Origin of the sequence: Janthinobacterium sp. LM6 (genome assembly GCF_002002885.1) — a bacterium.
GTDB classification, from domain to species: domain Bacteria; phylum Pseudomonadota; class Gammaproteobacteria; order Burkholderiales; family Burkholderiaceae_D; genus Janthinobacterium; species Janthinobacterium kumbetense.
Genome location: NZ_CP019510.1, coordinates 1769999 through 1793507 on the forward strand (window position 1 = coordinate 1769999; position 23509 = coordinate 1793507).

22 protein-coding genes are annotated in these 23509 nt (G+C 63.1%); 12 read left to right on the forward strand and 10 right to left on the reverse strand.

Translation table 11 applies throughout. The features are described 5' to 3' along the window. Positions 1–5 precede the first annotated feature (5 nt). From BZG29_RS07835 to BZG29_RS28080, 3 genes are all read right to left on the reverse strand, one after another. Complete coding sequence (locus tag BZG29_RS07835) at positions 6–512, reverse strand: MarR family transcriptional regulator (RefSeq protein ID WP_034782299.1); 507 nt, start codon at positions 510–512, stop codon at positions 6–8. A 232-nt stretch (positions 513–744) separates the two neighbouring features. Continuing rightward, positions 745–2157 (reverse strand): efflux transporter outer membrane subunit, encoded by a 1413-nt coding sequence (locus BZG29_RS07840; RefSeq protein WP_077400835.1) that lies wholly within the window; start codon positions 2155–2157, stop codon positions 745–747. 131 nt (positions 2158–2288) lie between these two features. Next, positions 2289–2606 (reverse strand): DUF4148 domain-containing protein, encoded by a 318-nt coding sequence (locus BZG29_RS28080; RefSeq protein WP_171984957.1) that lies wholly within the window; start codon positions 2604–2606, stop codon positions 2289–2291. A 284-nt stretch (positions 2607–2890) separates the two neighbouring features. Between BZG29_RS28080 and BZG29_RS07850 the strand changes: the two genes are divergently transcribed. From BZG29_RS07850 to BZG29_RS07860, 3 genes are all read left to right on the forward strand, one after another. Next, complete coding sequence (locus BZG29_RS07850) at positions 2891–3196, forward strand: hypothetical protein (RefSeq protein WP_077400842.1); 306 nt, start codon at positions 2891–2893, stop codon at positions 3194–3196. A gap of 96 nt (positions 3197–3292) precedes the next feature. Continuing rightward, the gene (locus tag BZG29_RS07855; RefSeq protein ID WP_077400845.1) at positions 3293–3610 is read left to right on the forward strand and encodes a hypothetical protein; all 318 of its coding nucleotides are present in this window, start codon (positions 3293–3295) and stop codon (positions 3608–3610) included. 74 nt (positions 3611–3684) lie between these two features. Then, complete coding sequence (locus BZG29_RS07860; protein ID WP_077400848.1) at positions 3685–4149, forward strand: DUF2244 domain-containing protein; 465 nt, start codon at positions 3685–3687, stop codon at positions 4147–4149. A 13-nt stretch (positions 4150–4162) separates the two neighbouring features. On the opposite strand, the gene BZG29_RS07865 is transcribed toward BZG29_RS07860, so the two are convergent. Further along, positions 4163–4645, reverse strand: a complete 483-nt coding sequence (locus tag BZG29_RS07865) for a hypothetical protein (protein WP_077400851.1) — start codon at positions 4643–4645, stop codon at positions 4163–4165. Positions 4646–4731: 86 nt separating this feature from the next. After that, complete coding sequence (gene mgrA, locus BZG29_RS07870; protein WP_077400854.1) at positions 4732–5772, reverse strand: L-glyceraldehyde 3-phosphate reductase; 1041 nt, start codon at positions 5770–5772, stop codon at positions 4732–4734. Between the two features lie 121 nt (positions 5773–5893). Between mgrA and BZG29_RS07875 the strand changes: the two genes are divergently transcribed. Continuing rightward, complete coding sequence (locus BZG29_RS07875; protein WP_171984958.1) at positions 5894–7465, forward strand: CYTH and CHAD domain-containing protein; 1572 nt, start codon at positions 5894–5896, stop codon at positions 7463–7465. A gap of 144 nt (positions 7466–7609) precedes the next feature. On the opposite strand, the gene BZG29_RS07885 is transcribed toward BZG29_RS07875, so the two are convergent. The 4 genes from BZG29_RS07885 to BZG29_RS07900 all read right to left on the reverse strand — a co-directional run bounded on the left by BZG29_RS07885 (position 7610) and on the right by BZG29_RS07900 (position 10974). After that, positions 7610–8485, reverse strand: coding sequence for a Kdo hydroxylase family protein (locus BZG29_RS07885; protein ID WP_077400863.1), 876 nt, complete (start codon positions 8483–8485; stop codon positions 7610–7612). Positions 8486–8563: 78 nt separating this feature from the next. Further along, the gene (locus BZG29_RS07890; protein WP_077400867.1) at positions 8564–8935 is read right to left on the reverse strand and encodes a lysozyme inhibitor LprI family protein; all 372 of its coding nucleotides are present in this window, start codon (positions 8933–8935) and stop codon (positions 8564–8566) included. 229 nt (positions 8936–9164) lie between these two features. Next, positions 9165–9743: a Fe-Mn family superoxide dismutase gene (locus tag BZG29_RS07895; RefSeq protein WP_077400870.1), complete on the reverse strand. Its 579-nt coding sequence runs from the start codon at positions 9741–9743 to the stop codon at positions 9165–9167. Between the two features lie 211 nt (positions 9744–9954). After that, the gene (locus BZG29_RS07900; protein ID WP_034751748.1) at positions 9955–10974 is read right to left on the reverse strand and encodes a substrate-binding domain-containing protein; all 1020 of its coding nucleotides are present in this window, start codon (positions 10972–10974) and stop codon (positions 9955–9957) included. A gap of 443 nt (positions 10975–11417) precedes the next feature. Between BZG29_RS07900 and BZG29_RS07905 the strand changes: the two genes are divergently transcribed. The 6 genes from BZG29_RS07905 to BZG29_RS07930 all read left to right on the forward strand — a co-directional run bounded on the left by BZG29_RS07905 (position 11418) and on the right by BZG29_RS07930 (position 19609). After that, positions 11418–12707: an extracellular solute-binding protein gene (locus tag BZG29_RS07905; RefSeq protein WP_150130832.1), complete on the forward strand. Its 1290-nt coding sequence runs from the start codon at positions 11418–11420 to the stop codon at positions 12705–12707. 43 nt (positions 12708–12750) lie between these two features. Next, a complete protein-coding gene (locus BZG29_RS07910; protein WP_077400873.1) occupies positions 12751–13746 on the forward strand; it encodes a carbohydrate ABC transporter permease in 996 nt (331 codons plus the stop codon). Continuing rightward, entirely contained in the window at positions 13743–14591 is an 849-nt protein-coding gene (locus BZG29_RS07915) for a carbohydrate ABC transporter permease (RefSeq protein WP_070253512.1), read from the forward strand. The genes BZG29_RS07910 and BZG29_RS07915 overlap by 4 nt, the downstream gene beginning before the upstream one ends. Positions 14592–14623: 32 nt before the next feature. Continuing rightward, entirely contained in the window at positions 14624–15997 is a 1374-nt protein-coding gene (locus BZG29_RS07920; protein WP_077400876.1) for a GH1 family beta-glucosidase, read from the forward strand. A 1-nt stretch (position 15998) separates the two neighbouring features. Next, a complete protein-coding gene (locus BZG29_RS07925) occupies positions 15999–17051 on the forward strand; it encodes an ATP-binding cassette domain-containing protein (protein WP_077400880.1) in 1053 nt (350 codons plus the stop codon). A gap of 107 nt (positions 17052–17158) precedes the next feature. Next, positions 17159–19609 carry a TonB-dependent receptor gene (locus BZG29_RS07930; protein WP_077400885.1) on the forward strand — a complete coding sequence of 817 codons (2451 nt, stop codon included), beginning with the start codon at positions 17159–17161 and terminating at the stop codon, positions 19607–19609. Positions 19610–19703: 94 nt separating this feature from the next. Here BZG29_RS07930 and xseA read toward each other — a convergent pair whose 3' ends face one another. Then, positions 19704–21065: an exodeoxyribonuclease VII large subunit gene (xseA, locus tag BZG29_RS07935; RefSeq protein WP_077400888.1), complete on the reverse strand. Its 1362-nt coding sequence runs from the start codon at positions 21063–21065 to the stop codon at positions 19704–19706. A gap of 1328 nt (positions 21066–22393) precedes the next feature. Between xseA and BZG29_RS07940 the strand changes: the two genes are divergently transcribed. After that, the gene (locus BZG29_RS07940) at positions 22394–22996 is read left to right on the forward strand and encodes a MotA/TolQ/ExbB proton channel family protein (RefSeq protein ID WP_077400891.1); all 603 of its coding nucleotides are present in this window, start codon (positions 22394–22396) and stop codon (positions 22994–22996) included. Next, positions 22993–23433 carry a biopolymer transporter ExbD gene (locus tag BZG29_RS07945; RefSeq protein ID WP_035825768.1) on the forward strand — a complete coding sequence of 147 codons (441 nt, stop codon included), beginning with the start codon at positions 22993–22995 and terminating at the stop codon, positions 23431–23433. Before BZG29_RS07940 ends, BZG29_RS07945 begins: the two co-directional genes overlap by 4 nt. The last annotated feature ends 76 nt before the right edge of the window (positions 23434–23509 follow it).

A 23509-nucleotide genomic window follows, 5' to 3' on the forward strand; every position in this document is an offset into this window, starting at 1 on the left:
GGCTATCAGTTCTGGTTGTTGAGATTATTGAGGTTGCGCAACTGGCGCATGTACAGCTTGTCGAGCACTTGCAGCTCTTCGTCCGTGAAGCCTTCGTACAGGGCCGAGGTTTCCTGGTACACGTCCGGCAGCGCCGTCTCGATCAGGGCGCGGCCCTTGTCGGTCAGCGAGATCATCACGGAGCGGCGGTCGCCGGGGCGCGTGCCGCGGTGGATCAGGCCGCGCGTTTCCAGGTCGTTGCACACGCGCGTCAGGTTGGCCGGCTTTTCATGGCACGCCATGCCCAGGGTGCAGGCGTTCGAGGTTTCGTCGTCCGTGCCGTACAGCACGGCCAGCACCATGTAGCTGGCATCGACCAGGTCGTGCTTTTTCAGCGCGGCATTGGTCAGATCCTTCATGCCTTTTTGAATGTGGTACGTCATGCGCAACAGGCGCATCAGTTCCATGGGGAAGCCTGGCATGCGCGTGCGGATGTTTTGCAGCCGCTTGGAGGTGGCGTCAAAAGCGGTCATGTCATATTCCTTCATGTGTGAATAAAGTTCCGATTGTATCTTGTTGGGCTAGGGCAATGCCAGGATTGCAAGCTGAGTAATCGTCAGGAAATTATTGTGAAATTATGACGAACAGAGCCGGGTGCTATGCAAGGCGTCCGCCGCGACGCAGTGCGAGCACTGCGAGCGGTGGGCAACGCCGCAGAGCACCGGTTATGGAAGTCAGAAATCACAATAATTTATTGGGGGTTACTTAGATGCCGCCTCCCAGTGCATTCATCAAGGAAACGTACAGATCCAGTTCGCGCGCCCCATTTTGCGCCTGCTGCTGTTCTTCCGCCAGCAGCGCCACTTGCGTGTTGAGCATGGCGATGGCGTCGCTCATGCCCGCCTTGTAGGCCTTTTCCGCCAGGTCGCGCGCGCGCTGCGCCGTGGCCAGCGCCTGCACGGTCAGCTGGTGCTGCTTTTCCAGCGACTGGGCGCGGGTGACGGCGTTGGCCACATCCGACATGGCGTTGATGACGGTGGCGTTGTACTGCTCCACGGCGCCGTCGTACGCGGCCGTCTGGCTGCCCAGCTGGGCGCGCAGGCGGGCGCCGGCGAAGATGGGCAGGCTCAGCGCGGGCGAGACGCCGCGGATGTCCGAGTTGGCATCGAGAAAATGGCTGAAGCCGAAGGCCTGGAAGCCGGCAAAGGCCACCAGGTTGACGTTCGGGTAGAACTCGGCCTTGGCGGCGTCGATGCGCTGCGCCGCCGCTTCCACTCGCCAGCGCTGGGCGGCGATGTCGGGGCGGCGACCGATCAGGTCGGCCGGCAGGGCGGCGGGAATGGCCAGCGGCTGGTCCAGGCGCAGCACGGGGCGGCTCAAGGCTGCGCCGGCCGCCGGACCCTTGCCCGACAGGGCCGCCAGCTGGTTGCGCAGCAGGGCCAGCGACTCGGCCGACTGTTCCAGTTGGCGGCGACCGGCGGGCAAGGTGGTTTCTATTTGCGCTACATCAATATCGGTGCCGATGCCGGCTTGCTTGCGCTGGCGCGTGATGTCGAGGATGCGGGCGCGCTGCGCCAGGCTGCGTTCGATCACGTCCTGCAGCTGGAATTCATACGACAGCTGGATGTAGGTGCGCACCAGCGCCGTTTCCAAGGCCAGACGGGCCATCTGCGATTCGGCCGACGCCATCTGCACGTCGCCCAGCGCGGCGGACAGGGCGGCGCGGTTGCGGCCCCACAGGTCCAGGTCGTACGAGGCCGTGACGGTGGCCTGGTTGCGCCAGGCGTAATTGCCGGCCAGCGGTGCCGGCGTGCTGCCGTGCTGCGAATACAGTTCGCGGTTGATGGAGACATTCGCGTCCGCCTGCGGGCGGGTCTTGTCTTCCGCCGCGCCGGCCAGCGCCTCGGCCTGGCGCACGCGCGCCTGGGCCCCGCGCAGGGTGGGGCTGTCGGCCAGCGCCTGGTCCATCAGGCGGTTCAATTGGGGGTCGTGCAAGTCTTGCCACCATTGCGTGCGCGGCCATTGGATGGCGGCGCCGGCGGCGGCATCCATGGCCTGGCTCGCCTGCAGCTTGTTGGCGTCGAGCATGGCCGATTGCGGCGCGATATGGCCCATGTCGGCGCAAGCGCTCAAGGCAAGGATCAGGCTGGCGGCAAGCAAACGGCGGTGCAGGGACATGCAGGGACTCCGGGAAAGATCGTGTTGGGGGTGTTGCTGACAGCTCGCCGCGGTGAGCTTCGGGAGTGGCCCGAGTGCTGCGCCGCAACTGAGGTGTGTTACTGACTGATTGAAACCGGCTGACTGGTTTCTTATTTCACGACGTGCTTGGTCGTTTGCGCGACGTCAAAGTCCGCTTCCGTTTGCGGGATCAGGCCAGCCTTGCGGGCGGCGTAGAACTCGGCCATGACTTCTTCGCGCGTCACTTTGCTGGCGGCGGTGGCCGGCGTTTTCGGGTAGTCGACTTCGCTGGTGGCGATTTCGCCGGCGTTGCGGGCACGGATGTATTCGGCCGTGACGTCAGCGCGCGTGAGTTGCTGGCTGGCAGCGGCAGGCGCGGCGCTTTGGGCGAAAGCCGACGTGGCGGCGGTGATGGCAAACATTGCTGCGATGAGTGATTTGGCTTGCATGATAAAACTCCAATATGTGCATGATGGCTGGGTGGATGGGCCGGCTCGCCACGTACCGGTCGGTTCGGCGGCATGGCGCTGGTGGGCGCCGTGCCGCCGATGAAGCAGTTTCTGGATGAGAAGATGCTTACTTGAATTAACTATAGCAATGAATAGTACATTTGTGAAGTAATTTCTGAAAATAGTTGTGCGCCGCCGCATTTTTCCCACGGAAATGCCGTGCAGGCGTGCGCCGCAGGCCAGGCCAGCGGAGTAAGCTGGTTTTTTATGAACGGGAGGCCGCCATGAGCAGCAGCACACTCGATCCGGACAATTTGCCCGTCACTTCCGACCGCGTCCTGGGCAGCGGCCATGGCAAGGGGGCGCTCGGCCCCAGCGACAGTTCCGACAGCGGCAGCGACATGCAGGGCGTGCCGGGCCAGGATGCGGAAGCGCTGGACAACGACAGCGATGCGGCCGGCACGGGCGAGCGGGCCGGCGTGGAGCCGCGCAATACGGCGCCCGACGGCGGCGACATCGACGTCGATCATGTGGAAAGCCTGGCGCCCGTGCGGCCGGAAGAGGGAGGTGATGGCGAATTGCCCCCATGAATTACCGCCTCTCTTGCGCCATCGGCGTAAAATGCAGGCAAGGCGGCGTGCGCGCCGCCATGGCCAGCCGGCCGGCACAGGATAGGATGTCAGAGGATGCAAACGCAGATGTCGGAAGAGAAAGAAAAAGACTTGATGTCGATGTACCGCGAGACGCGGCCGCGCGAGTTTTTTGGCGAAAAAAGTAACACCAATCACCTGGCCTGGAGTTCGCTGGTGGTCTTGCTGGCGCTGGCGTTCTGGCTCGTCGTGGCCCTGGCGGCGGCGGAAAACCAGCGTTACGCACTGGAAACGAAGGTGTGCCAGGATCGTGTCTTTCCTGCGGAAATCGACACGTCTTGCCTGAAACAGGTCAAGTCGCGCGATCACTGGTGGCAGCACGTGGGCCATGCGCTGGTGAGGATGGGCGCCTGAGCGGCGCAAGCATATCCTGAAGGACGCGCCGCTGCAGCGATGACGCAGGCGCCCTTCCTGTTGCGGGAGGCGAGATGCCACGCGATACTGCACGGGAACAGCCGCAATGGCTGTTTACGCGCCACAGTGCCTTGACGGTGCGCCAGTTGCTGCGCGCCTATGGTGTGCTGTGCCTGTTTTCGACCGCCATCGCCGCCGCCTTTGCGCTGCGCGGCTACTGGTACATACCCGTCTTTTCATTTGCCGAACTGGTCTTGGTGGCCATTTCCCTGCTGTACTACCTGCGCCATGCCCGCGACTACGAGCATCTGGCCCTGCGCGACGGCGTGCTGGTCGTCGAGCAGGTGAGCGCCGGCCGGCGCCGGCGCAGCAGCTTTCGTCCCTGGTGCACGCATGTCGTCGTGCCGGAGGGGCCGCGCCAGCTGATATGCATCAGCTGCGGCAGCACGCATGTGGAGGTGGGCGCCTTTGCCACGCCGGAACGGCGGCGGCAGGTGGCGCAGGAGCTGCTGGCCTGGCTGCCGCCATTGGAACCGTGAGGGAAGCCGGCCTTTACTTCGGGCCGTAGAACTGGAACGTTTGCACCACCAGCAAGGTGGTGGGAAAGCCGGTGAGCGTCTTGAATTCCTTCGCGCCCGTGATCTTGTAGGCGCCGGCCTGGAACGCTTCGCCTTCCTTCCAGCTGTGATCCTTCATGGCAAACTGCAGCAGGCGCTTGTCGTTGTAGCGGTAGCTGAAGATGGTGTAGGCGCCGACGCGGCTGGTGACAATAAAGCGTTCATCGCGCTCGTCGGCGATGAGCAGGATGCCCGGATAGCGGCTGATGCCCGCCTCCTCGTTCTGGATCCTGAGGATCACATCCGTAAAGCTGCATTCGGCGTCGCGGATCTTGTCGCGCTTCGTGGCGATCTGCATGACCTCGTCGTAGCTCTTGCCATGCGTAATCGACCACGACGGCGCGTCGCAATAATTGGCCGCGCTGGCGTTGGCTGCGCACAGCAGCAGACAAAGGGTCGTGGCAGTAATGGTTTTCATGGTGCCTGGCCGCGGGCAGAGATGTTGTGAAGCCGGCAGTCTAGCGCCGGACCGCCGGCTTCACAAGCACCGCGGGGAGCGCGTGCTCAGACGGCCCGCGACGGACCTTCCCACAGATTGATATGGCCTTCGCGCGCCTGCACGTCGATGGCGGCCAGCTCGTCGGCCGTGAACGATAATTGCTGCAGTGCGGCCACGTTTTCGCGGATTTGCGCGCTGCTGCTGGCGCCGATCAGGGTCGAGGTGACGCGTGGATCGCGCAGCACCCAGGCCAGCGCCATCTGCGCCAGGGTTTGTCCCCGCTGCGCGGCGATCTGGTTCAGCGCACGCACGCGGGCCAGGTTTTCCGCGCTCAGGTGTTTTTGCAGCAGCGAGCCGCCGCCGGGGCGGTTGACGCGGGCATCCTGCGGCACGCCGTCGAGGTATTTGTCGCTGAGCAAGCCCTGCGCCAGCGCCGTGAACGTGATGCAACCCATGCCTTCTTGCTGTAGGGTATCGAGCAAGCCGTCTTCCTCGATCCAGCGGTTGAGCATGTTGTAGGCTGGCTGGTGGATCAGACACGGCACTTTCCACTCTTTCAGCAGGGCGGCCGCCTCGGCCGTCTTTTGCGGCGAATACGACGACAGGCCCACGTACAGCGCCTTGCCCTGCTGCACGGCGGTGGCCAGCGCACCCATGGTTTCTTCCAGCGGCGTGTCGGCATCGTAGCGGTGCGAGTAAAAGATGTCGACGTAGTCGAGGCCCAGGCGCTGCAAGCTCTGGTCCAGGCTGGCCAGCACGTATTTGCGCGAGCCGCCGCCCTGGCCGTACGGACCCGGCCACATGTCCCAGCCTGCCTTGGTGGAAATGATCAGTTCATCGCGGTACGGTAAAAAATCGTCGCGCAGCAGCTTGCCGAAATTGCTTTCTGCGCTGCCATACGGCGGGCCGTAGTTATTTGCCAGGTCGAAATGCGTGATGCCCAGGTCGAAGGCCGTGCGCAGCATGTCGCGCTGCGAGGCCAGGCTGTTGCTGTCGCCAAAGTTGTGCCACAGTCCGAGGGACAACAGCGGCAGTTTCAGCCCGCTGCGCCCGCACGTGCGGTATTGCATAGTGTCGTAGCGGTTCTCGGCGGCGTGGTAGGTCATGGCATCTCCTGGTTGAATGAAGCGCCTATTTTCGCGCAAAATCAAGGTCGGTGCGCGTGCTCCTTGTATGTGGCCGGACGCGCCTTACAATGGGCGTTCAGGAGTCTCGCAAGGAGCGGTCATGGAAATCGAATTGAAATTGTTGCTGGCGCAGCAAGATGTAGCGCGCCTGCGCGCGCACCCGTTGCTGGCGCAGCAGGCACAAGGAGAGGTGCAGCTGCTGCAGATGCACGACATCTATGTCGATACGCCCGATTTGCAGCTGTGCCGCCACCAGGCGGGCTTGCGCGTGCGCCAGGTGGACGGGCGCTGGGTGCAAACCCTGAAGGCCGGTGGCAGCGTCAACAGCGGCTTGCACAGCCGCCACGAATGGGAAGGCGAAGTTTCCGGGCCGCAACCGGACCTCGCCGCACTGGATTCGGCCATCGGCCGCAAGCAGCCCATCCGCGCGCTGCTGCGCCAGGACGTCATCCGCGACGCCTTGCAGCCCGTGTTTACCACGCGCATGGAGCGCACCGTATGGCAGCTGCGCACGCCGCAGGGCGACGAGATCGAATGCGTGCTGGACCAGGGTGTCATCGAAAGCGGCGCGGATGGGGCGAATGGCGCCGTCCGCAGCGTGCCCGTCAGCGAGATCGAACTGGAATTGAAGCAGGGGCAAGCGGCCAGCCTGTTCGACGTGGCGCTTGCCCTGCTGCAGGACGTGCCGCTGCAGCTGGGCCACATGAGCAAGGCGGAACGCGGTTACCGCCTCGCGGTGTCACAGCCTCTGCAGGCGGTCAAGGCGCAGCCCCTGGCGCTGGACGCGGCGATGTCGGTGGAGCAAGTGTTCCTGGCCATCGCCGGCAATTGCCTGGAGCAAATCAGCGGCAACCAGGATGGCGTGGCGGCGGGCGAGGATGTGGAAAGCGTGCACCAGATGCGCGTGGGCCTGCGCCGTTTGCGTTCGGCGCTGGGCATGTTCAAGTCCTTGCTGGCGCTGCCCGAGGCCTTGAAGGCCGAACTCGACTGGCTGGGCGGCGCGCTGGGCGAGGCGCGCGACTGGGATGTGTTGGCTGGCAATACCCTGGCGCAGCTCGATGGCGAGGCGCAGGCGGATGCGGCGGCGCTGGCAGAGGCGGCGCACGCGCAGGCGCGCCTCAAGCATGCGCAAGCGGCCCAGGCCGTCACCTCGGCGCGCTACACGGCTTGCATGCTGGGTTTGCAGCGCTGGCTGCAGGCGCGTGCCTGGCGCGACAGTTGTTCCGCGCGCCAGGTGCGGCGCCTGGATGCGCGCGTCTCGCCGTTTGCCCGCGCTACCCTGCGCAAGGACCAGCGCCGCCTGGTGAAGCGCGGCAAGCGCCTGCTGCATGCCACGCCGCTGCAGCGCCACCGGGTGCGCATCGCGGCCAAGAAGACGCGCTACGCGACGGAATTCTTTGCCTCGCTGTTTGCCGCGCGCGCCGTGCAACCGTATGTGGGGCGGCTGTCGGTGCTGCAGGATGAACTGGGCTGGCTCAACGATGTGCAGGTGGCCGACCGGCTGTTGCAGCAGTTGCCCGATGTTCAGACTGGCCAGTCCGCCCAGGACGGGTTGCGGCAGCACGCGGCCTTCGTGCGCGGCTACCTGGCGGCGCGCGCGCAGGCGCAGGGCAGCGATGGCCGCATGCACAAGGCCTGGCGGCGTTTCAAGGCGGCCCGTTTGCCGGCTTGAGCTTTGCCCAGGCCTGAGGCCCGGCCAGACCGGGCCCGGCCAAGCCAAGCCAAGCCAAGCCAAGCCAAGCCAAGCCAAGCCAAGCCAAGCCAAGCCCGGCCAAGCCAAGCCAAGTCAAGTCAAGCCAAGTCAAGCCAACCCGGGCTAGGCCAGCGGGCGTTGCAACCGGTGCTCGAGGATGGCCAGCGGCGACTTGTCGGGGGCGGCCATGGCGCGCACGGGCAGCAGCCAGGTTTGCTCCAGCGCATGCTGTCCCCGCAGGGCCGCGTGCGATACGGCGTCGCTGAAGACGATCCACGTCTGGCCCGGCGCGAAGGCATGCGTGTGCTGTTCCACCTGCGCCTGGAAGGCCAGGTCGGCCTTCATGGCGTCGTGCAGCTGCAGCATGTAGTGATCGTAGGCCGTGCGCCGCGACTTGGTGACGTGCAGCCATTGCAGCAGGGCCGCCAGCACGGGCTGCGGACGCTGCGCGATGGGTAAAAAACGCTGCGCCACCTGCTCGAAGGGCGGGCCCAGCTTCCATACGCGGGGCGCGTCGCGAGGATGGATGTTGGTGAAGACGCGCAGGATGCGCCGGCCCTGCGTGGGCGAGGAGGGGAAACTGTCGATATGCAGGCGCGTATCGTCCTTGCGCCAGGAGGTGATGCGGCCGGCGATTTCCACGGGACGGAAGCTGCCCTTGCCTTGTTGCAAGTGGGGCAGGTAGCGGGGCAGCAGGCCGGCCAGCAAGCCCCGCGTGTGCCGCGCATAGCGCTGCATCAGCGCCGCCAGCAGGGCCGCATCGCAGGCATCGCCGTGGCCGCGCACGCCGCGCACCGGTTCCCAGCTGATGTTCTTGGCGCTGCTGGCGCTCCCCGCCGCGCCGTTCAGCAGCCCATGCTCTTCCGGGTGCAGGGCGAAGCCCAGGCGGGGCAGCAGCAGCACTTGCCCGTCTTCGAGGGCTTGCAGCGCCGCCGCCTGCTGCGCGGCGCTGCCGCTGGCGTCCCACTGATCCAGGGAAATATCGATGAGTTTGCTCATGGCATAAACGGAAAGACCTCCGAGTGGCCAGTATGGGTGATTACCGCCCGCTCGCGTTTGCGCTAGCGCAGCTTCAGTTCACAGTTTGCTGTTCTGGCAGCCGGCGCTCACGCATTCGCGCACGCGGTCCTGCAAAAATTGCGCGCGTTCGATGGTGGTCTGGGTGGCGCAATCGAGGTTCACATAGAAGCCCGAGGATTCGCGTTTCGAACAGTTCTGGTTGCGTGCGCTGATCCACGCCAGCTGGCCCGCTTTCAGCTTTTGCTTGCCGCTGGCATCGAGCTGGGAGCTCAGTTTCTTGTAGTTGGCGTTGAGTTCCTTGTCCGCTTCCTGGTACACCTTGTTGAGGCAATACAGGCCGTCGAAGTCATTGCGCGGCGTGTCGCAAGCGGAATTGGCGAAGGCGGAGCCGGAGGCAAGGACGAGCAGGGCAAGCATGAATTTTTTCATTGTTTTCTTTCAGTAAGTAGGAGAGGGCAGGGCGCATGGAGGAACGAAGTTCTTGCGCATCTTATAACACTCCTGCTGTGGCACCGGTTCGGTTGACGGGAGGCAGCGAGCATGCGCTTTCCGTAGGGACATAAAAAAAGCCCGCGCTCGCAAGCACAGGCTTTTTTTCAAGACGGGTTACTGCGGCGCAGGCCGCGGGCTCGTCCGTTTTACGTTGTCAGGAACGCGCTTACGCGAAGTTCTTGGCAACGAAGTCCCAGTTGACCAGGCCCCAGAACGTTTCCACGTACTTGGCGCGCAGGTTGCGGTAGTCGATGTAGTAGGCGTGTTCCCACACGTCGCAGGTCAGCAGCGGCTTGTCGCCGGTGGTCAGCGGGCAGCCGGCGTTCGAGGTGTTGACGATGTCGACGGAGCCGTCGGCTTTTTGCACCAGCCAGGTCCAGCCCGAACCGAAGTTGCCCACGCATGACTTGGTGAATTCTTCCTTGAACTTGTCGAACGACGACCATTTGGCGTTGATCGCGTCAGCCACGGCACCAGTAGGTGCGCCGCCGCCGGCCGGCTTCATGCCGTTCCAGTAGAAGGTGTGGTTCCACACTTGCGCCGCATTGTTGAAGATGCCGCCCGACGATTTCTTGATGATTTCTTCCAGCGGCAGGTTCTCGAACTCGGTGCCCTTGATCAGGTTGTTCAAGTTGGTGACATACGCCTGGTGATGCTTGGCATAGTGGTATTCCAGGGTTTCTTTCGAAATATGCGGCGCCAGAGCGTCCATTTCATACGGCAGTGGTGGCAGAGTATGTTCCATGTGATGTCCCTTTGTGGTGAGTGTTCGGAGTCTTCCAGCCTGTGGCCGGAGGGTTGAGCCAAGCTTGCTTGAAGCAGGCATTCTTGCTGAACGAGCCACTATTGTAAAGCGGATGCGCCATTGCTGCAGATTCCGGCACGCGTCGCGGATGCCGCTGGCGTAGTGATTCTCGTTCAACCTGAATCGGGTGCCGTGTTCCCCGCCGCGGGCGCTATCTGATGCGCCGCGTGGTCTCGCGCACGATCAGTTCCAGCGGCGGAATGGCCGCCTGCACGGCTTCGCCATTGATCAGTCCCAGCAGCGCTTCGGTGGCGATGCGGCCGATGTCGTACAGGGGTTGGTGGATGGTGGTCAGGGGCGGCGTCGTGTAGGACGAGCCGGGCAAGTCATCGAAGCCGACGAGCGAGATATCGTCGGGCACGCGGATGCCCTTGCGGTACAGGCACAGGCGCACGCCATAGGCGGACAGGTCGTTGGCGGCGAAGACGGCGCTGAACTGCTGCTGCGTATCAAACAAATGGTTCATGGCCAGCATCCCGCTTGCTTCGTGGAAATCACCTTCCACCATCAGCTTCGGATCGATGGCGATGTCCGCTTCGCGCAGCGCGCGCTGGTAGCCCGTCAGGCGCTCGGCCGCGTCCGTGTTGTTGGCGGGGCCGGCCACGAAGGCGATGCGCCGGTGGCCCAGTTCCACCAGGTGGCGCACGGCCAGGTAGGCGCCGTATTCGTTGTCGAGCTTGAAGCCGATGGCGCTTTTCGTCGCGAGCAGGCGGCCGGTCGAGACGATGGGCCGCTGCTGCGAGAAATCAAGCACGCTCTCGTCCGAGATACGCCCCGACAGCAGGATGATGCCGTCAACCTTTCTTGCCAGCAGCAGGCGGATGCGATCCGCCTCTTCCTGCGCATTCCAGTGTCCGCTGACGATGACGGACGCATAGCCCGTGTCTTTCAAGCCGTCGTCCACGCCGCGCAGGCTTTCGTCGAAGAAGGGGCTGGAAATATCCTGCACCACGATGCCGATGGTCATCGAGCGGCCCTTTTTCAGCCCCTGCGCCATCTGGTTCGGCGCGAATTTCATGTGCGCAATAGCCGCCAGCACGGCGTCGCGCTTGTCGTCGGAGACCCTGGCCGTGCCATTGAGGATGCGCGAGACGGTGCTGGGCGACACGCCGGCCTGGCGTGCCACGTCGAGCAGGGTGGAAGGGGGAGCAGCGTGGGCGCTATCGTTCAAGGTGATTCCTGGGTATCAAGATGGCTGGTCGTCAGTGCTCTGAAAACCTTTTCATTGAAAGATTACCATAAATGGCCGATAGCGCTACACGCCGGGGCAGGTCGATGTAGCTCGGCTTAGCCCGCAGGGCGTAAGCCGACACGGCGCGGCCGACAATGCGCAGGAACCATGCCTTTGCCGCCAACCATGCGTCGGATGACGCGCCAGGCGCTAATCCGAGCTATTCTTGAAAACGTTTTCACAAAAAACAACAGCCCACCCGGAAGTCAGTATTTTCGCCTCTGTCATAGGAGAACACGCGCCGCGGCATGCCGCCTGCCACGCTCCCCTCAATAAAAATGACAACTTTTTCGGTTGACTTGATTTTCTTTGCGGTGTTAAATGGACATATGTTGTGAAAACGTTTTCAAGATAGAAGACGCTCGATAATCGGAGATGAAATAATGAAGTCAAGCATCCTTGGCGCCGCCCCGCTGGCAGCGCTGACCCTGTCGTTTGGCGTGGCTGCCGCGCCCGCAGCCGTCCCGCCGGCCGCGCCGCTGCCCACGCTGGCCCCGGCCACGATTACCGTCGCCTCGTTCCCTGACCTGGACCGCGCCGTGAAAACCGCCTTGCCCCTGTGGGAAAAGCTGTATCCGCAAGTGAAGGTCAAGCTGGTCAGCCTGCAGATCGACGACCACCATAACTCGATGACGACGGCGCTGGCGGCCGGCGCGCGCCTGCCCGACGTGATGGCCATCGACTTCCGCTATGTCGGCAGCTTCGCCGAATCGAAGGGCATGGAAGATTTGCTGCAAGCGCCATACGGGGCAGGGCAGTACCGCGCCCAGTTCGTGCCGTTCACCTTCGTGCAGGCGACCAGTTCGCGCGGCACGCTGGGCGCCATGCCGGCCGACCTGGGGCCGGGCACCTTGTTCTACCGCAAGGACCTGATGGACAAGGCGGGCATCAAGGAAGCCGACCTGACGCAATCGTGGGAATCGTATATCGCCGCCGGCAAGAAGCTCAAGGCCGCCACCGGCACCTATCTGCTGGCCGGCGCCAGCGACCTGGCCGACATTTATATACGCGCCAATTTGAAGGATGGCGAAGGCATTTACTTTGGCGACAAGGGCCAGGTGCTGGTCGACTCGCCCCGCTTCGTCAAGGCCTTCGAACTGGCCAAGGCGGCGCGGGTGGCCGGCATCGATGCGCGCACCGTGGCCTGGACGGGCGAATGGGCCGAAGGTTTTAAACGCGACAAGGTGGCCAGCCAGATGATGGGTTCCTGGCTCAGCGGCCACCTGGCCAAGTGGCTGGCGCCCGATTCCAAGGGCCAGTGGCGCGCGGCGAACCTGCCGGCCGGCGCGCTGGCGTCGTACGGCGGCTCTTTCTACGGCATCCCGAAAAAGGCGGCGAATAAAACCCAGGCCTGGGAATTCATCAAGTTCATGACCGTCAACAAGGATATCCAGCTGCACTCCTTGAAGGAAATCGGCGCCTTCCCGGCTCTCAAGGCGGCGTATGCGGACCCGATGATGGACGAACCGCAGCCGTACTTCGGCGGCCAGAAGACGCGCTTGCTGGCGCGCGACACGGCGGCAAAGATTCCCGTCATCCGCGTCGACAAGTTCGACGCCGTGGCGCGCGACATCGTCAACATGGAACTGGAAAGCGTGCTGGCGCAAAACAAGGATATCAAGACGGCGCTGGCCGACGCCAAGGCCCTGATCACCCACCGCGCGCGGCGCTAGGAAGCAGCATGACTCTTGATATTGATCAAACCGGGAGCCAGCCATGAGCGTACCTTCCGCATCGCTGGCGCAAGGCGCGCCCGTCTCGGCGCGGCCGGCACGCAAGCGCTTCAACATGAAAAAATGGGCGCCGTACATTTTCATCAGCCCCTTCTTCATTTTGTTCGCCGTCTTCAGCCTGTTCCCGCTGCTGTTTTCCATCTATTTGTCGTTCAACCAGTGGGAAGCGGCCAGCGGCGTGGAAGCCATGCAGTGGGTGGGCCTGGATAACTACAAGTATGCCTTGAGCGACCCGTGGTTTTTGCGCTCGCTGGGCAATACGGTCTGGCTGGCGCTGGCCTCGGGCGTGCCGCAGCACCTGGTGGCCATTCCGCTGGCGGCCTTCATCCACAACAGCTTCAAGCGCTCGCGCAACCTGGTGATCGGCATTTACTTTTTACCGTTCATCACCTCCAGCGTGGCCATCGCCATGGTCTTCAATACGCTGTTTTCGCGCGACTATGGCCAGATCAATGTATTGATCGAATGGTGCGCCAGCCTGCCGCTGGTCGGCGGCTTGTTCCCGGCGGAGTCGATCGACTGGCTGGGCAGCTCGCTGTTCATCAAGCCGGCCGTCGCCTTCGTCATTTTCTGGCGCTACCTGGGCTGGAACCTGGTGCTGTACCTGTCCGCGCTGCAGGTGATCCCGAAGGACTTGTATGAAGCGGCCACCATCGACGGCGCCTCGAAACGCCAGCAATTCTGGTACATCACGCTGCCGCAGCTGCGCCCCATGATCTACCTGGCCGTGACACTCACCATCATGGGCAATCTGCAGCTGTTCGAGGAACCGTTCGTGCTGGTGGCCGAATCGAGCGGCGTGAGCCAGTCCGTGATGACGACCGCCATCTTCGTCTACAAGACGGCGTTTTCCTCGGGCGACTTCGGCACGGCGTCGGCCATTTCCTGGCTGCTGTTCCTCATCATCGCCAGCACCACCTGGGTCAACAACCGCATCTTCAGCCGCAACGAACGTCAAGAAGGCAAGGAGGCCAAATGAGCGCATTGACAAACCGCCGCGCCAGCGCGGCCAGCACCCGCTGGACGGCCTACGCCATGGTGGCCATCGGCGCCCTGATCATGGTCGCGCCGTTCTACTTCATGTTCGTCTTCGCCACGCACACGAGCGCCGAGATCTACAGCCTGCCGCCGCCGCGCTGGTTCGGCACGGCCCTGCTGAACAACATCGAGCTGCTGCAGGAGCGCCTGCCGTTCTGGCGCAATATCGGCATCAGCCTGTACGTGGCCCTGATGACCACTGCGCTGACGTTGTTCTTTTGTTCGCTGGGCGGCTATGCCTTCGCCATGTACGAATTCCGCTTCAAGCGGCCCCTGTTCACCCTGGTGATGGCGTCGATGATCATCCCGTCCTTCATGAACATGATCCCCACCTTCATGCTGATGGATTTCCTCGGCTGGCTGGACCAGCCGCGCGCCCTGTACGTGCCGGGAGCGGCCGGCGCACTGGGGATTTTCCTCATGCGCCAGTACATCGGCACGGCGATTCCGAAGGATTTGATCGAGGCGGCGCGCATCGACGGCTGCGGCGAATTCGCCATCTACTGGCGGGTCGTGCTGCCGCTGATCGGTCCCGCCATGGGCACCCTGGGCCTGATCACCTTCATCAACTCGTGGAACAATTTCATCACGCCGCTGGTCGTCATGCGCTCGGTCGAGAATTACACGATCCCGCTGGCCCTGCGCAGCATGCAGGCGCCGAACAACACGGAGTGGGGCGCGCTGATGACGGGCGCCGCCATTGCCGTGCTGCCGCTGCTGCTGATGTTTTTTGTCGCCTCCAAGCGTTTAATTGAAGGCTTGACCCAGGGCGCCGTCAAAGGCTGATCCACACATTTATCTCAACCCCTCACACTGACATGACCACCATGCATAACGACGACATTGACACCAACTTCCCCGCCACCTTCACCTGGGGCGTGGCCACCAGCGCCTACCAGATCGAGGGTGCCGCGGCCATCGATGGCCGCGGCCCGTCCATCTGGGATACCTTCAGCCACACGGACGGCAAGATCATCGACGGCAGCAATGGCGACGTGGCCTGCGACCACTATCACCGCTATGCCGAGGACGTGGAGCTGATCGCCAGCCTGGGCGTGAACGCCTACCGCTTTTCCATGTCCTGGTCGCGCGTCCAGCCCACGGGTTCCGGTGCCTGGAACGAAGCCGGCTTCGACTTCTATGCACGCCTGCTCGACGCCCTGGCAGCCAAGGGGCTCGAAGCCCATCTGACCCTGTACCACTGGGACTTGCCGCAAGCGTTGCAGGACGAGGGCGGCTGGCTCAATCGCGCCACCTGCTACCACTTCGCCGCCTACGCGGCCGAGGTGGCGCGCCGCTTCGGCCACAAGGTCGCCAGCATCGCCACCCACAACGAACCGTGGTGCACGGCCGTGCTGGGCCACGGCACGGGCCAGTTCGCCCCCGGCATGGCTAACCCGGCTGCCGCCGTGCAAGTGTCGCACCATCTGCTGCTGTCGCATGGTCTGGCCATGCAGGCGATGCGCGCCGTGAATCCGCCCGCGAAACTGGGCATCGTGCTCAATCAGTGGACGGCCACGCCGGCCACCGACAGCGCCCAGGACCGCGAGCTGGCCGAACTCGAATATGCGCGCTCGGTGCAGTGGTATATGGACGCCATCTTCAAGGGCCGCTACCCGGCGCTGGCCCTGAAACACGCCGACGCTTCTGCTTTGTCCATCTTTGAAAACGATTTCATGGATATCAAGCAGCCTATCGATTTCCTCGGCGTGAACTACTACACGCGCGCCTTCATGAGCGCCGAGACGCCGCCGCGCAAGCCCGAATGCAAGCTCGGGGTCAACGACATGGGCTGGGAAACCTATCCGCAAGGCTTGACGGAGCTGCTCGTGGGCCTGCACCGCGAATACCGGCTGCCGCCCGTCTACATCACGGAAAACGGCATGGCCGTGGCCGACAAGCCCGTCGGCGGCAAGATCCACGACGAGGCGCGCATCGAATACGTGAAGCTGCACCTGGACGCCTTGCGCGCCGTGATCGCGCAAGGCATCGACGTGCGCGGTTATTTCTACTGGAGCCTGATGGATAACTTCGAGTGGAACTCGGGCTACGCCAAGCGCTTCGGCATGCTGTACGTCGATTACTCCACGCAGCAGCGCAGCTTCAAGGACAGCGCCCTGTGGTACCGCGACTTCATCGCCGCGCAGCGCGCCGCGCATGCCGATGCGGCCGTCCTGGCCGGGGAGCACTGAGATGGCCGCCATTTCCCTGCGCGGCATCCGCAAGACCTACGGCGACGGCCCGGAAATCGTCAAGGGCCTCGACCTCGACATCCATGACGGCGAATTCATGGTCTTTGTGGGGCCGTCCGGTTGCGGTAAATCAACCCTGCTGCGCATGATCGCGGGACTGGAAGACATCAGCGCGGGCCAGCTGCGCATCGGCGACTTGCTGGCCAACGACGTGGCGCCGGCCGAGCGGGGCATCGCCATGGTTTTCCAGAGCTACGCCCTGTATCCGCACATGACGGCGCGCGACAACATGGGTTTTGCCCTCAAATTGGCGGGCCAGCCGGAAGCCGAAGTGCGCGCCGCAGTCGGCAAGGTGGCCGAGATTTTGCAGATCACGCACTTGCTCGACCGCAAACCCAAGGCCTTGTCGGGCGGCGAGCGCCAGCGCGTGGCCATCGGCCGCTCCATCGTGCGCCAGCCCAAGGTATTCCTGTTTGACGAGCCGCTGTCCAATCTCGACGCCTCGCTGCGCGTGCAGACGCGCATCGAACTGGCCAAGCTGCACCAGGAACTGGGTACCACCATGATCTACGTCACCCACGACCAGGTCGAGGCCATGACCCTCGGCGACAGGGTCGCCGTCTTCCACGGCGGGCACCTGGAGCAGGTGGGCGCGCCTTTGGACCTGTACCGCCATCCGGCCAGCCAGTTCGTGGCCGGCTTCATCGGCGCCCTGCGCATGAACTTTTTGCCGTGCGCCGCCGTACCGGCGCTGGCCAGCCTGCTCGGTGGCGAGGCGGGCATGCTGGTCGGCATACGCCCCGAACACCTGCGGCTGGTGCCGCGCAATGAAGGCTACGGCGCCACGGTCACCCTGATCGAGCAACTGGGCGATGCGCAAATCATCCACGCGACGCTCGACGGCCCCATCGATGGCCGCCCGCACGCGGTGGCAATCAAGCTGCACGGCGAGGCGCGCCACGCGCTGGCGCAGGGCAGCGCCATCGGCTTCGCGCCGGAAGAAGGCCATGCCTTTCTATTCGACACGGCCGGGCGCGCCGTGGCTACCCATTGACCCCGCACGGAGGCGACATGACTTCAGATTGACACCCAAAAAATGTGCAGCAGTAGCCAAAGAGCTATGTGATCATCATTCAACCAGCGGTACAGGAGACAACAACAATGCAACAGCTCAAACGCAATACCATCGCCCTCAGCCTGGCGCATGCGACCTTCGCCCAGTTCATTTTGCTGGGCAGCGGCGCCGCCATGGCCCAGGAGGCTGCAGCCACCGACGCGGCAAAACCGGCCGCCGAGCAGATGGACCGCATCGTCGTCACGGCCACGCGCCGCAATACCTTCGTGCAGGAGACGCCGCTGGCCGTCACCGCCTTCAACCAGGACACCCTGCAAAACAACCAGGTCAAGGACCTGGCGTCGCTGGCCACCATGGTACCCAGCCTCGTCGTCGAGCAGCATGGCGACTCGGGCGGCGTGCACGTCTACATGCGCGGCGTCGGCTCGGCCAACCACACGGAGCTGGGCGACCCGGCCGTCGCCTTCTATGTCGACGGCGTGTATTCGCCGCGTCCCCAGGGCGCCACGGCGCTGATGTATGACTTGAGCCACGTGGAGGTGGCGCGCGGACCGCAGGGCACCCTGAACGGCCGCAATTCGACGGCCGGCGCCGTCAATCTCGTCTCGGCCGCACCAAACACATCGAAGTTCATGGGTTCGGCCGGCATCACCGTGGGCGACAAGCGCCATCTGCAGACGCAGGGCATGCTCAATATCCCGTTTTCCGACGACGTGGCGCTGCGCATCGCCGCCATCAAGGATAGCCATGACGGCACGGTGGACTTCCGCCGCGGCTCGAACGTCATGCCGGGCACGGCCAAGTATGGCGCCGGCGACCAGATGGGCGTGCGTGCCTCCCTGCTGTGGAAGTTCACGCCGCAACTGCGCGGCACGTTCATCGCCGATTACTTCCTCGACCAGGGCGCGGGCAATGTCTACCTGGCGGCGGAACCGAAAGCGGGCGAGAAGCTGCGCTCGGCCCTGATCGACACGCCGGGCACCCTGGACCAGTCGATTTTGACCTACAAGGGCAAGCTCAATTACAAGCCGACGGACGCGCTGGACTTCACGTACCTGGGCAGCTGGAGCCGCTACAAGCGCCAGAACAGCAACGATGCCGACGCGGGCCTGTTCCCCGGCTTCAAGTCGGAAAACCGTACCGACTGGGCGCAGTTCGACAGCTATTCGCACGAGCTGCAGGCGCGCTCGGACGACGATGCGCCGTTCCAGTGGGTGGCGGGCCTGTTCCTGTTCAATGAAAAGAACAAGGTGCGCTTCGATATCGACCGCAGCCAGATTTCGCAGGCGGCCGTGCAGCAGGATATCGCCAACGGCGCCGTGATCTTCGTGCAGCCCACCGTGGGCCAGTACGCCTCGGCCATGTCCTTCATCCAGGGCGACCGCCAGCTCAAATCGAAAGCCGTGTTCGGCCAGGTCAGCCAGCAAGTGACGGACCAGATCAAGCTGACGGCCGGCGCGCGCTATACGAAAGACCATAAATTCGATATCGGCGGCAAGAACTGGGCTTGCCCGAACTGGCCCGCCAACACGCCGCTGGGCACCACGGTCCTTACTGCCGACCAGTTGCGCCAGCTGGTCACGCCCGGTTCGGGCCTGGCCAACACGCACAATATCGGCCCCGGCGGCGCCATCACGGCCGCCGCCTGCGGCAATACGCCGGGCGACAACACGGCCGACCTGAAGTATGGCCAGGCCACCTGGCTGGGCCGCATCGAGTACAAGCTGCGCCCGGACATTTTGCTGTTCGGTTCCGTGACGACGGGCTTCCACTCGCCGGCCATCGGCGACGGCGGCGCCACCACCAAGCCGGAAAAGCTGACCAGCTATGAAATCGGCTTCAAGTCGGACTTGCTGAACCGCGAACTGACCCTGAACCTCGATGCCTTCCTGATGAAGTACAAGGACAAGCTCGAGTCGCAGGTGGTCAACAGCGTGCTGGCCAACTTCAATGCGGCCGGCGCCACCGTCAAGGGCCTGGAAGCGGAGTGGGTGTGGCGGCCAACGAAGGTCGACCGCCTGACGGGCAACGCCACCTGGCTCAAAGCCGTGTACGACGACTTCATGTCGTGCGACGTCGATGCGGCGCGCGCGAATGGCCAGTCCTGCGGCTCGACGGCGCCATTGGTGAGCGTGGGCGGCAGCACCATGAAGCATGCGCCAAAGTTTTCCACGACCGTCCAGTACGAACATGATTTCACTGTCGCCGGCGGCCAGCTCACGCCGCGCGCCTCGGTGCACTACGAAACCATGTCGTATGTGGGCGCGGGCGCCTTCAACGGCGACGTGCCGGGCCATGCCGGCGTCAAGCGTCAGGAAGCGTATACGACGCTGGACCTGAGCCTGCGCTTCCAGCCGGCGAACAAGTCCTATACGGTGGAAGCGTTCGTGCAGAATGCCACCGACAAGGCCGTCAAGCTGGACGTCAATGAAATCTGCACGGACGTGGGCATGCCATGCCAGCCTACGCAGCAGATCTACGGCGCCTTCTACAACGCGCCGCGCACCTTTGGCGCGCGCGTGTCGATGAAGTTCTGATGGCGTAGGGGGAAAGAGCAGTCGCAGCAGCAGTCCACTCAGTAGGGGAAGGTGTTGGGCCGGGGTTCTTCCCCGGCCTTTTTTATGCCAGCGCTTATTCCAGAGTTGCCTGCACGCTGGCGATGCCGATCTGCGCGCTGCCTTCGGCCAGGCGCACGTTGACGTTCTGGCGCGCCTGCAGCTGCGCGGGCGAGCGCACGATCGCGCCTTTTTCGTCGCGCAGGATGGCGTAGCCGCGTTCCAGGGTGCGCTGGGGATTTAGCAGTTCCAGCTGCGCCGCCAGGCCGTCGAGGCGGTGGCGCCGCTGCGTCAGTTGCTGCGCCATGGCCGCGCCGCCGCGCCGCTGGGCTTCGGCCAGGCGCGCGCGCGGCGCCGTGACGTCGGGCCGCAAGGCCACCCAGCGCGCACGCAGGCGTTCCAGTGCGTACTGCGACTGGTTCACGGGCGCGCGCGCAGCATGCGTCATGGCCGTCGACAGGGCCAGCAGCTGCAAACGCTGCTGCTGCAGCTGCGCCTTCGGGTTGAGCAGGCGGCGGCTGTGGCGGTCCAGGGTCTGCGCCGCATCGTCGAGACTGCGGCGCATGGCGCGGCGCAGGTCGGCCGCATCGGCGCGCAGGGACGCCATCCAGTCGGCGCGCGGCGTGGCCGCCAGTTCGGCCGCCGCCGTCGGCGTGGCCGCGCGCAGGTCGGCCGCGAAGTCGGCGATGGTGAAATCCGTCTCGTGGCCCACGCCGCTGATCACGGGCATGGAGCAATCGGCGATCGCGTATGCCACGGCTTCATCGTTGAACGACCACAGATCCTCGATGCTGCCGCCGCCGCGGCACACCAGCAGCACGTCGCACTCGGCCCGTGTCGACGCCGTGCGGATGGCGTGCGCGATTTTTTCCGGCGCCTGCTGGCCCTGCACTGGCGTGGGGTAGAGGATGATGGAGACGTGCGGGGCGCGGCGCTTGAGCGCGATCAAGACGTCGCGCAGGGCGGCCGCCTGCGGGCTGGTGACGATGCCGATGCTGCGCGCGAACATGGGAATGGCGCGCTTGCGCTCCTGCTCGAACAGCCCTTGCGCGGCCAGCTTTTCCTTCAGGCGCTGGAACGCTTCATACAGGGCGCCCACGCCGGCGCGGCGGATGGCTTCCACGTTGATCTGGTAATCGCCGCGCGCGCCGTACAGGGTGACGAGGGCGCGCACTTCGACCTTGTCGCCTTCGCGCGGCGTGAAGCCGGCAAACTGGGCGCGGCCGCGGAACATCACGGCGCGCACCTGGGCGCCATCGTCCTTCAGGGTGAAATACCAGTGGCCGGAAGCGGCGCGCGTGAAGTTGGAAATCTCGCCGGCGATCCAGGTCAGGGGAAACGAGCGCTCGAGCAGGCGCGCGACGGCCTGGTTCAGGGCGCTGACGGTCAGCACGGGCGGGGCGGCAAAGCCGCTGTCAGTTGGAGTATCGGTCATCATCTGGTGCTATGGGGGAGGGAACTGTCCACATATTATCGGCGAGGTCATGCTTATGTCATATATCGTGCAAAACAACAAGTTCTATTTCTAAGTATTTGATTTCATGCAGAATTCCCGTATGCCTGATTTGCGTGCACAGGCAAAAAAACCTTTAATATCAAGCACATCAGTACAGCCCCCGCCACTTACGCACAAAGTTATCCACAGAAAGTGTGCGGAACTTTTTGCCTTGGACAAACATGGCCCGGCGAGCCCGCGTTGAACGATAAAACTGCCTTGCTACATTTTTGCGCACGGAAATAAAGAGCATAGGAATCAAGCGCTTAGTATGCCATGCATGGCCTTGCGCACAATCTTATCCACAAAAAATGTGCAGAACTCTGGCGCGGCGCCGGATTTATCCACTGGAATGCCCATGGCATGGCTTGCCTGAATTTTGCGCAGCATAAAAATAACCATACAAATCAATGGTATAGCATCACATCGTGGGCCTTGCTCACAATCTTATCCACAGAATATGTGCAAAACTGCATAAATCGTTTCGCTTTTTCGCCGGCTTTTCCACCGCGCGACCAGGCCGTTGCACTGCCTCATTTTTCAGCATTGAAAAAAACTCCTTTAAAATCAAGGCTCTTGCATGGAGTCAATCCGCTTGCTCACAATCTTATCCACACTTTATGTGCGAAACTGCCTTCGCGGTGGAAAACTGTCGTTTCGAAGCGCAATCGGACCGATAAAAGCCCGCTTTTCAGCGCTTGCCACATTTTTATGCATGGCAATAAAAACGATATAAATCAAAGTACTTAGCGCGTATCCTTGCGCTTGCACACAATCTTGTCCACAGATTGTGTGCAGAACTTTGAGGGCCTCTCTGGCGTCGATTTCGCGCCCGCTGCCACTTTTTTACTCATTGGTTTAATTTCCTTTAAAATCAATGGCTTAATTGAATTCATCGGCTTTGCGCACAATCTTGTCCACAGTAAATGTGCAGAACTCTTGAATTCTTGATTTTGTGACATTGACTACTGTCGATAAGCTGCTATGCCTGTATTTTGCGCAGTACAATAATGTGCTTGTAAATCAATGGCTTACATGCTGTACTTCATGCTTGCTCACAATCTTATCCACATAAAGTGTGCAAAACTGGCTACGCTTGGCGCACGCCCGCCGCGCCGTGTGGACAAGTGCCGTGCGGGCGCCACTTGCCGCCGGCGCGGCAACGCGCTACATTGCGCCATTCCCGCGCGGACGTACAATCGGTCTTCGGCGCTCGGTACAATACAGGCTGTTCGGGCGATCCATCGCCTTCCCTCTATCAGGAGTTTCTTTTGCTCGCTATATTTCAAGCCGCTGGCTGGCCCATCTGGCTGTTGTTGATCGCTTCCATCGTCGCCCTGGCCCTGATCATCGAGCGCCTGCTGTATTTGCGCCGCGTCAAGATACTGCCCCGCAAGCTGTTTGATGAAGTGGTGCAGGTGTATCGCAGCGGCAAGATCACGCCGGACACGGTGGCCAAGCTGGAAGACAACTCGCCGCTGGGCGTGGTGCTGGCCGCCGCCCTGCGCAATGTCGACGCGCCGCGCGAGGTGATGAAGGAATCGATCGAAGAGGCCGGCAGCGGCGTCGCCCACACGCTGGAACGTTTCCTGACGACCCTGGGCACCATCGCCACCCTGGCGCCGCTGATGGGGCTGTTCGGCACGGTGATCGGCATGATCGAGATTTTTGCCTCGCCCGGGGCCACCGCGTCGAACACGGCGCTGTCGCACGGTATTTCCGTCGCCTTGTATAACACGGCATTTGGCCTGGCCATCGCCATGCCGGCCCTGATTTTCTACCGCCATTTCCGCGCCCTCGTCGACAGCTTCGTTATTGATATGGAGCAACAAGCCGTCAAATTCGTCGACATCGTCCACAGTGGCCGCAAATGAACTTCCGCAAAGGCAAGGGGCGTGAAGACCCCGAAATCAACCTGATCCCGTTCATCGACGTGCTGCTGGTGATCCTGATCTTCCTCATGGTCAGCACTACCTACAGCAAGTTTACGGAGCTGCAGATCACCTTGCCGACGGCCGATGCCGAGCAAGCCAAGGACAAGCCGCAGCAGCTCGACGTCACCATCGATGCCAAGGGTAACTACACAGTGAACCGCGAACCCGTCTCGTTCCGCGACGTAGCCGGCCTGGCCGATGCCTTGCAGGATGCGGCGAAAGCGGCCAACGGCGGCAAGGCGCCGGCGCAGACGCCCGTGGTAGTGGTCAACGCCGACCAGTTCGCCATGCACCAGATGGTCATCCACGTGATGGAAGCGGCGCGCCTGGCAGGCTATGAAAAGCTGACGTTTGCGGCGCAGGCGGGCGGCAAGTAAGGCCAACCCCCAACCCCAACCGAAGTGCCGGGGTCGGACCCTCAGGGTCCGACCCCAGGTGTCGATTTTGGGTTCC

What these genes read in the sequence shown, in the direction of transcription:
- BZG29_RS28080 (WP_171984957.1), bottom strand. Translation starts at nt 2,606, where the DNA reads ATGCAAGCCAAATCACTCATCGCAGCAATGTTTGCCATCACCGCCGCC.
- BZG29_RS07835 (WP_034782299.1), bottom strand. Translation starts at nt 512, where the DNA reads ATGACCGCTTTTGACGCCACCTCCAAGCGGCTGCAAAACATCCGCACG.
- BZG29_RS07920 (WP_077400876.1), top strand. Translation starts at nt 14,624, where the DNA reads ATGACCACCATGCATAACGACGACATTGACACCAACTTCCCCGCCACC.
- BZG29_RS07850 (WP_077400842.1), top strand. Translation starts at nt 2,891, where the DNA reads ATGAGCAGCAGCACACTCGATCCGGACAATTTGCCCGTCACTTCCGAC.
- BZG29_RS07840 (WP_077400835.1), bottom strand. Translation starts at nt 2,157, where the DNA reads ATGTCCCTGCACCGCCGTTTGCTTGCCGCCAGCCTGATCCTTGCCTTG.
- BZG29_RS07875 (WP_171984958.1), top strand. Translation starts at nt 5,894, where the DNA reads ATGGAAATCGAATTGAAATTGTTGCTGGCGCAGCAAGATGTAGCGCGC.
- BZG29_RS07885 (WP_077400863.1), bottom strand. Translation starts at nt 8,485, where the DNA reads ATGAGCAAACTCATCGATATTTCCCTGGATCAGTGGGACGCCAGCGGC.
- BZG29_RS07890 (WP_077400867.1), bottom strand. Translation starts at nt 8,935, where the DNA reads ATGAAAAAATTCATGCTTGCCCTGCTCGTCCTTGCCTCCGGCTCCGCC.
- mgrA (WP_077400854.1), bottom strand. Translation starts at nt 5,772, where the DNA reads ATGACCTACCACGCCGCCGAGAACCGCTACGACACTATGCAATACCGC.
- BZG29_RS07860 (WP_077400848.1), top strand. Translation starts at nt 3,685, where the DNA reads ATGCCACGCGATACTGCACGGGAACAGCCGCAATGGCTGTTTACGCGC.
- BZG29_RS07855 (WP_077400845.1), top strand. Translation starts at nt 3,293, where the DNA reads ATGCAAACGCAGATGTCGGAAGAGAAAGAAAAAGACTTGATGTCGATG.
- BZG29_RS07915 (WP_070253512.1), top strand. Translation starts at nt 13,743, where the DNA reads ATGAGCGCATTGACAAACCGCCGCGCCAGCGCGGCCAGCACCCGCTGG.
- BZG29_RS07945 (WP_035825768.1), top strand. Translation starts at nt 22,993, where the DNA reads ATGAACTTCCGCAAAGGCAAGGGGCGTGAAGACCCCGAAATCAACCTG.
- BZG29_RS07865 (WP_077400851.1), bottom strand. Translation starts at nt 4,645, where the DNA reads ATGAAAACCATTACTGCCACGACCCTTTGTCTGCTGCTGTGCGCAGCC.
- xseA (WP_077400888.1), bottom strand. Translation starts at nt 21,065, where the DNA reads ATGATGACCGATACTCCAACTGACAGCGGCTTTGCCGCCCCGCCCGTG.
- BZG29_RS07925 (WP_077400880.1), top strand. Translation starts at nt 15,999, where the DNA reads ATGGCCGCCATTTCCCTGCGCGGCATCCGCAAGACCTACGGCGACGGC.
- BZG29_RS07930 (WP_077400885.1), top strand. Translation starts at nt 17,159, where the DNA reads ATGCAACAGCTCAAACGCAATACCATCGCCCTCAGCCTGGCGCATGCG.
- BZG29_RS07910 (WP_077400873.1), top strand. Translation starts at nt 12,751, where the DNA reads ATGAGCGTACCTTCCGCATCGCTGGCGCAAGGCGCGCCCGTCTCGGCG.
- BZG29_RS07905 (WP_150130832.1), top strand. Translation starts at nt 11,418, where the DNA reads ATGAAGTCAAGCATCCTTGGCGCCGCCCCGCTGGCAGCGCTGACCCTG.
- BZG29_RS07895 (WP_077400870.1), bottom strand. Translation starts at nt 9,743, where the DNA reads ATGGAACATACTCTGCCACCACTGCCGTATGAAATGGACGCTCTGGCG.